Genomic DNA, 6,504 nt, shown 5'->3' with positions numbered 1-6,504 from the left:
CGCCGTGGAACGCCGCACCCCGGAGCCCCCGGCCGGGGTCATCCGGCGGCCGGGGGCTCCGGGGTGCGGCGTTCCACGGCGATGATCGTGCCCTGGGCCATCGCCACCAGCTGCTCGCCGTCGTCCTTGACGGCGTGGATCGACACCTGGCAGACGGCCTGGCGCCGGGTGGTGACGGCTGCCGTGGCACGGGCGATGATCACCTCGCCCACCGCCGGGCGGGCGTAGTTGATCTTGTATTCGGCGGTCAGCGCGTCCCCGCCCAGGGCCAGCCCCCCGGCGAACGTCAGGGCGTTGTCGGCCAGATAGCTGACGACGCCGCCGTGCAGATACCCGTGCTGCTGCTGGAGTTCGGGCCGGTTCTTGATCCGGATCTCGGCCGAGTCGGGGCCGACCGCCGTCAGTTCGGCGCCCAGGAACCTGCTGAACGGCTGGGCGTCGAAGATCGAGTGGGCGAACTCCGTCAGGTCGTGCGTCACGATGCCTCCTGCTCCTCGGGAGCGGTCACGGCCAGTCGCTGGTCGATGTTGGTCTGGAACATGGCCAACAGGCCCTCGGCCAGGCCGAGGACATGGTGGTCGCTGCCGCCGCGCGTCAGGTTGCGCTGGACGTCCTCCGCGATGGCGAAGTCCTCCTGGTCGAAGACGGTGTCGTTGGTGAAACGGAACCGCTTCTCCAGCGCGCTCTGCCCCAGGGAGCCGGGGAAGTCGTCCGCGCGGTACAGCATCTCGTGGGTCCAGACCGTGCGATCGGGCGCCAGCGGCCAGAAGGTGTTGATGGACACGTAGTCCGGGTGAAGGATGAAGAAGGTGTTGGGGAAGAGCGTGTAGTACACGGACGCGAAGTCAAGGATGCGCCAGTCCTGTTCGGGCTTGCCGAGCGTCTCCCCGATGTTGGTGCGCGCGGCGGAGAGCCGGATGTGCGGTCCGTCCTCGTCGTGCGCGATCACGCCCTTGCGGAACGCGGCGGCCAGCGTCTCCCGGTGCAGGTACGGGACGTGGTAGCCCTCCAGGTAGGTCTTGATGAGGAGCTTCCAGTTGGCCTGCTTGACCACCTTGGTCTTCTTGTACTGCACCAGGGAGGGGACGTCGAAGTTGGTGAGGTCCTCGTGGAAGGCGCCGAGGAAGTTCGGTATGTCCATCCGGGTGTCGGGGGAGCGGGCGATCCAGACCAGCCCGCCCGATTCGGCGACCGGCAGTTCGACCAGCGGGTAGTCGCTCTTCTCCACGCCGGGGAAGTCATGGGAGCGGGTGATGCCCTTCAGCCGCCCGTCGAGCTGATAGACCCAGCCGTGGAACGGGCAGACGAAGTTCTTCAGCGCCCCGCAGCGCTCGGCGACCAGCTGCGCGCCCCGGTGGCGGCACTGGTTGTAGAACCCGCGCAGCTTCCCGTCCTCGCCCCGGACCACGACATAGGGGAACTCCTCCCAGTCGCTCGTGACGAACGAGCCGGGCTCGCTCAGTGACGAGGCGTGCCCGACGACCAGGGGGTAGCGGGTGAAGGTCGAGCGCAGCTCCCTCTCGAAGAGCGCGGTGTCGGTGTACTTGGTGACCGGGAGCGTCACGACCTCGTCGAGCATGGGCTCGTCGCGCCGTGTCTCCCGCAGCGCCAGCAGGCGCTTGAGCATCGCTACCTGTGCGTCGGGTCTCACTTCTGGCCGTCCCTTCCCGGGCTGTTCCGGCGCGGCTCCCGTTCGGTCGCCGCTCCCACGGCGCGCAGCGACACGCGCAGGATCTCCTCGATGAACTCGTGCTGCTCCGCCCTGGCGTCCCGCTCGCCCGGGCCGCTGTCGGCGGCGGGGGCGAGCGGGCGCACCAGGGACTCCGCTATGGCGCCGATCAGCGCGGGGGCCGAGACGTCGACGCGCTGGTCGGTGAACTCGCGGCTGTCGACGCCGTCCTGGATGATTCCCGCCGCCAGCGCGGTGTAGTCGCGGCGGAAGTCGAGCCGCAGGTACTCCACGGTGGAGGTGACCGGCTCCAGCAGCAGCGCCCACGCGAGGCGGGGCGCGGCGAGGGAGCGGGCGCCGAATCCGCGCACCAGGGCGGCCAGCGCGGCGGTGGCGCTGCCGGCGGTGTGGACGTGCGCGATGACCCGCCCGAACTCGCGGCCGGCGAGCACCCGGAACGTCTCGGCGTGCAGGGCCTCGACGTTCCCGAAGTGCGAGTAGAGCGAACCGACGCTAACCCCCGCCGCCTCGGCGACCTCCCGGGCCTTGACGCCGCCGAAGCCCTCTCGCTGCACCAGGACGCAGGCGCTGTCCAGGATGCGCTCCCGGCGCTCCTGGAGCCGCTGGAGCTCCCGTTCGGTCTTGCGGTACGCCACGGTGCGCCGTCTCCCGCCATCACATGAACATTGGTTCAGTTCATGCTAGAGCCGGCCCCGGCAGGGCACAAGCCCGCGTCGGGTGGCGTGGCGTCCACCGCCCGGCGCGGGCTTGTCTCAGCGCGCCCCTGGCCCCGCCACCGGCAGGGCACCCGGGCGGGCGGCGCCGGGAGCGGGGGCGTGATTCCACTCCATCCGGGCCCAGGGCAGGGCCAGTTCGCTCGCGTCGGTGACCTGCGACGGCGCCAGCTCCTCCACCCGGCGGGCGCCGGCCGCGCGGGCGAAGACGGAGTCGACGTAACGGTGCCCGGTGTCGGCGGCCAGGAAGAGCACGGTCCGGCGCGGGGCGTGGTCCCGCTCCCACCGGGCCGCCAGGTAGGCAGCCCCGGCGGAGAGACCCGCGAACACCGCGTGTCTGCGCAGCAGGTCGACGCTGCCGGCCCGCGCCGCCTCGAAGGAGACCCAGTGCACGGTGTCGTAGAGCGTGTGGGAGACGTTGCCGAACGGGATGGAGCTCCCGATACCGGCGATGATGATCTCCGGGTCGGGCACGTGCTCGGCGCCGAAGGTGACGCTGCCGAAGGGCTGGACGCCGACGAGCTGGGGCCCGGCGGGCCCGGCCCCGCCGGACCCGGACCGGCCTGCCCCGGACCCGGTGCGCAGGTAGTGCGCGAGCGCCCCGGTGGAGGCGCCGGTCCCCACGCCGCCCACCACGGTCAGTGAGCCGGGGTCGACCTCCGCCCGGACGCGTTCGGCGACCGCGCGGTAGCCCAGGTAGTGGATCTCGTCGTGGTACTGGCGCATCCAGTGGTACTCCGGGTGGTCCCGCAGGATCTCCCGGACGCGCTCCACCCGCCGCTTCTGGTCGAGCTTGAGGTCGTCGCTGGGTTCCATCTGTTCCAGCCGCGCGCCGAGCACGGTGAGCTGGGTGCGCAGGGTGGGGTCGACGGCGGAGGAGCCCACGATGTGGCAGCGCATCCCGTAGCGGTGGCAGGCCAGCGCCAGCGCGTGGGCGTAGATGCCGCTGGAACTGTCCAGCAGGGTGTCGCCGGGGCGTACGGCGCCGGTGTCCAGCAGGTGCCGTACCGCCGTGAGCGCGCTGACGACCTTCAGGGTCTCGAAGCGGCAGCAGATCAGGCGCTCGTCCAGCCGGACCAGGTCCGGCCGGCCGAGCGCCTCCGCTATGTGTTCGTCCATGCGAAGTGTCCTCGTCCCAGGGGGCGTTGTGGTGGCCACGTGCGGCGGCCGGTGCGCGGCGCGGAGGCGGTCAGGGCGCGCGGTGGCGGTAGCGGTACAGGACGGTGGGGTCCGCGCTGAACTGCGAGAAGGGGAAGGGCTCGGCGGACAGCGCGGTGACGCCGCGGCCCAGGAAGGCGCGGGCGACCGCGCTGCCGCTCTGCGCGTAGACCACCAGCGGCACCTCGCGCCGGCGGCAGTGCGTCAGGATCCGGTCGAAGCTGCCGTTGCCCAGCGTCATGCCGGTGGCGACCACCGCGTCCGCCGTCGCGAGGACCTCGTCCATGTCGCTGGTGACCCGGTCGCCCCACTGGGTGGCCGTCAGGTTGAAGTCGCACGGCAGGGGGACGCCCCCGGCCTCGCGGATCGCCGCGACCAGCGGGTTGACCACGCCGATCAGCGCCACGCGGGCGCCCGGCGCGATGTCCAGGAGTCCGGCGACGGCCGCGTCACGGGCCGCCGCCCGTACCTCGGGGGTACCCGCGGGCAGGGTCACCGCCTCGGCGTCGTCGGCCTCGCGGTGCGGGCGGGACGCGGCGAGGTGGGCGTCGAGCGCGGCGATCCGCAGGGGGCGGGAGTCCGCCCGCAGCAGGGTCTCCAGCGACGCCCCGGACGCCTCGCGGCAGATGTCCGGGGGGATCTCGCCCGGTTCGAAGGCGCAGGCGCCGAACACGTCGCCGAGCCGGACGAGCACGTACTGGTTGAGGTAGGTGGTGGTGCTCCCGGCGAGCCGGGTGCCGTGATGGATCCAGAACACGGCGGTGGCGACGGTGGCTGCGGGCGGCGGCCCCGCCTTCCCGGCCAGGGCGGCGGCCAGCAGCGACTCGGTGTCCTTCACGCCTCCCCCTCCCGGGTGAACCGGAACAGGAAGGTGAGGACGCCGTCATCCCAGTCGTGCAGGTGGGCGACGTGCGGCACGAAGCGGTGGTCGAGCGCCGAACCGACGATGGCCCGCAGATCCGCGGTGTTGGAGGCGATGACGAAGACCTCGCCGCCGGGGGCCGGCAGCTCCCGCTCGGCGAGCTGCGCGAAGAACCGGCGGAGGAGCCCGGCGCCCACGCAGACGTTGCGGACCACGTCCGGGTCCTCGCTGACCGGACGGCTGACGGCCGGCGGGTTGAAGGTGACGACGTCCGGGCGGGCCCCGGGCGGCAGCGCGTCGAACAGGTCTCCGGCCCGCGCGGTGAAGACGGTGCCTTCCCGCTCGCCCACGATCCGCCGGTAGTGCCGCTCGGCCGCCGCCACGCTCGCGCCGTGCACGTCGAGCGCGTGGATCTCGCGGGCCCCGCGCAGACCGGCCGCCACCGCCTCGACGCCCAGACCGGCGCCCATGGCGGCGTACCGCCGGCCGCGCACCTCGATCCGGCCGTCCAGGACACGCTCGTGGATCATGCGGCTGGTCCCGCCGGGGACGAACACCCCGGGCGGCACGTCGAACGTCCAGCCGTTCCAGGTGTAGTGACGGGTGGTGTGCAGATCCCCCTTGGGCTGGTTGATCGCGAGGATGTGCTCGGCCGGCAGTGGCGGCGGCAACTGCTCCAGCAGCGTGCGGCCGGTGGTGGTCAGGTCCACGGAAGGTTCTCCTGTCGTAGCGGGGTCACGGGGCGGTGCGTCGTACGGCTGGGGTCGGACGGCGGAGTGACCGGTGGCGGGCGGTGGCCCCCGGGCGGGTGACGAGCCACGGAAGGTCACCGGGCGGCCGCCGCGCCGGGTCCGGCGTCACCGGCGCCACCGGCGTTCGCGTCGGCACTCCGGAAGTGACGGGCGCTCGGGGTGAACGCCGCCGCCAGGGGCGCGAGCAGGCAGGCCGCGGCGCAGACGGTCAGCACCGGGCCCGTCCCCACGGTGGCGACGGCGGGCGCGATCAGCGCCAGGCCGACCGGCGCCAGGCCGTAGGAGAGCAGGAAGTCCAGGGAGGAGACCCGCGCCAGCATCCGGGGCTCGACCTCCCGCTGGATCGCGGTGAACCAGGTCACGTTGAACAGCTCGATCCCGATCCCGGCCACCACATAGGCCGCGACCACGGCCGCCGCCGGGACCGGCAGCCAGAGGGCGAGCGGTGCGAAGGCGTAGCACCCGAGCCCGCCCAGCGCCGTCCACCCCGCGCTCGGCGGCTGGCGGCGCGCCATCAGCAGCGCCCCGGCCAGCGCTCCCACCACATACGCGGTGGTCGCCAGCGCGAGCACGGCGACGGTGTCGTAGCGGTCGCGGCTGACCAAGGGCAGCACCACGGCGGTGGCGCTGTAGCCGAGGCAGATCACCAGCGTCAGCGCGCCCAGCCCGGAGACGAACCACGGATGGCGGCGCGCCTCGGACACCCCCGCCCGGAAGTCGCCCACGAAGCCCGCCCGGCCGCTCGGGCCCGCCGGCGCCGGGGCGCCGGGTCCCGGCGCCAGCGCGGCGACCAGCCACAGGGCCGCCGTGGCGAGCAGCAGCGTCCGCGCCGGCACCAGCACCACCAGCAGGGCGGCGAGCGCGGGGGCGACCAGGGTGGTGACGCGGACGGCCAGCGTGATCGCCGCGTTGGCCTGTTGCCGCCGGTGGGCGGGAACCACCTCGGCGGTCAGCGCCTGGAACGCCGGGCGGCAGGCCCCCTGCCCGGCGCCCACCACAGCGGCGGCGGCAGCGGCCAGCGGCACGGAACGCTCCACCCCCCAGGCGAGGACGGGAGTGGCGACCGCCGCCGCCAGGCCCGCCCACCGGACGATGGCCCGGCGGGAATGGCGGTCCGCCAGCACCCCGCCGACCGGGACGGCCGCGAGGAACCCCGCGGTGCGCGCGGCCAGCAGCACGCCGAGCGTGGCCGCGGTCACCGTCCGGTCGAGAACGGCCAGGCCGAGGATGAACGGCATGGCCCAGGTCGCGAGGCCGGAGGCGGTGGTCGCCGTCCACAGCCGGATGAACGCGCCCTCCCGGAGCAGGGGCGGCGCCTGGGGGCCGGGG

General features: G+C 73.6%; 7 protein-coding genes. All 7 read right to left on the bottom strand.

Going from position 1 to position 6,504, the window contains the following annotated elements:
* Positions 1 to 38: 38 nt before the first annotated feature.
* On the bottom strand, positions 39 to 479 hold the full coding sequence (locus E0D90_RS22185; RefSeq protein WP_103501214.1) for a PaaI family thioesterase: 441 nt from the start codon (positions 477 to 479) through the stop codon (positions 39 to 41).
* The gene (locus tag E0D90_RS22180) at positions 476 to 1,651 is read right to left on the bottom strand and encodes an aromatic ring-hydroxylating oxygenase subunit alpha (protein ID WP_227870403.1); all 1,176 of its coding nucleotides are present in this window, start codon (positions 1,649 to 1,651) and stop codon (positions 476 to 478) included. The genes E0D90_RS22185 and E0D90_RS22180 overlap by 4 nt, the downstream gene beginning before the upstream one ends.
* Positions 1,648 to 2,325 carry a TetR/AcrR family transcriptional regulator gene (locus E0D90_RS22175; protein WP_157996909.1) on the bottom strand — a complete coding sequence of 226 codons (678 nt, stop codon included), beginning with the start codon at positions 2,323 to 2,325 and terminating at the stop codon, positions 1,648 to 1,650. The genes E0D90_RS22180 and E0D90_RS22175 overlap by 4 nt, the downstream gene beginning before the upstream one ends.
* A gap of 117 nt (positions 2,326 to 2,442) precedes the next feature.
* Complete coding sequence (locus tag E0D90_RS22170; protein ID WP_130799797.1) at positions 2,443 to 3,522, bottom strand: pyridoxal-phosphate dependent enzyme; 1,080 nt, start codon at positions 3,520 to 3,522, stop codon at positions 2,443 to 2,445.
* A gap of 70 nt (positions 3,523 to 3,592) precedes the next feature.
* Positions 3,593 to 4,399 (bottom strand): Rossmann-like domain-containing protein, encoded by an 807-nt coding sequence (locus E0D90_RS22165; protein ID WP_130799796.1) that lies wholly within the window; start codon positions 4,397 to 4,399, stop codon positions 3,593 to 3,595.
* Positions 4,396 to 5,133: a class I SAM-dependent methyltransferase gene (locus E0D90_RS22160; RefSeq protein WP_174856245.1), complete on the bottom strand. Its 738-nt coding sequence runs from the start codon at positions 5,131 to 5,133 to the stop codon at positions 4,396 to 4,398. The genes E0D90_RS22165 and E0D90_RS22160 overlap by 4 nt, the downstream gene beginning before the upstream one ends.
* 116 nt (positions 5,134 to 5,249) lie before the next feature.
* Positions 5,250 to 6,482: an MFS transporter gene (locus E0D90_RS22155; protein WP_130799798.1), complete on the bottom strand. Its 1,233-nt coding sequence runs from the start codon at positions 6,480 to 6,482 to the stop codon at positions 5,250 to 5,252.
* Positions 6,483 to 6,504 lie beyond the last annotated feature (22 nt).

The organism is Streptomyces otsuchiensis (assembly GCF_004305975.1).
Classification (GTDB): Bacteria; Actinomycetota; Actinomycetes; order Streptomycetales; family Streptomycetaceae; genus Streptomyces; species Streptomyces otsuchiensis.
This window is presented reverse-complemented; position numbering and strand designations above follow the sequence as displayed.

Excerpts from the sequence above, each read along its gene's own strand:
- E0D90_RS22170 (WP_130799797.1), bottom strand. The coding sequence starts at position 3,522 with ATGGACGAACACATAGCGGAGGCGCTCGGCCGGCCGGACCTGGTCCGG.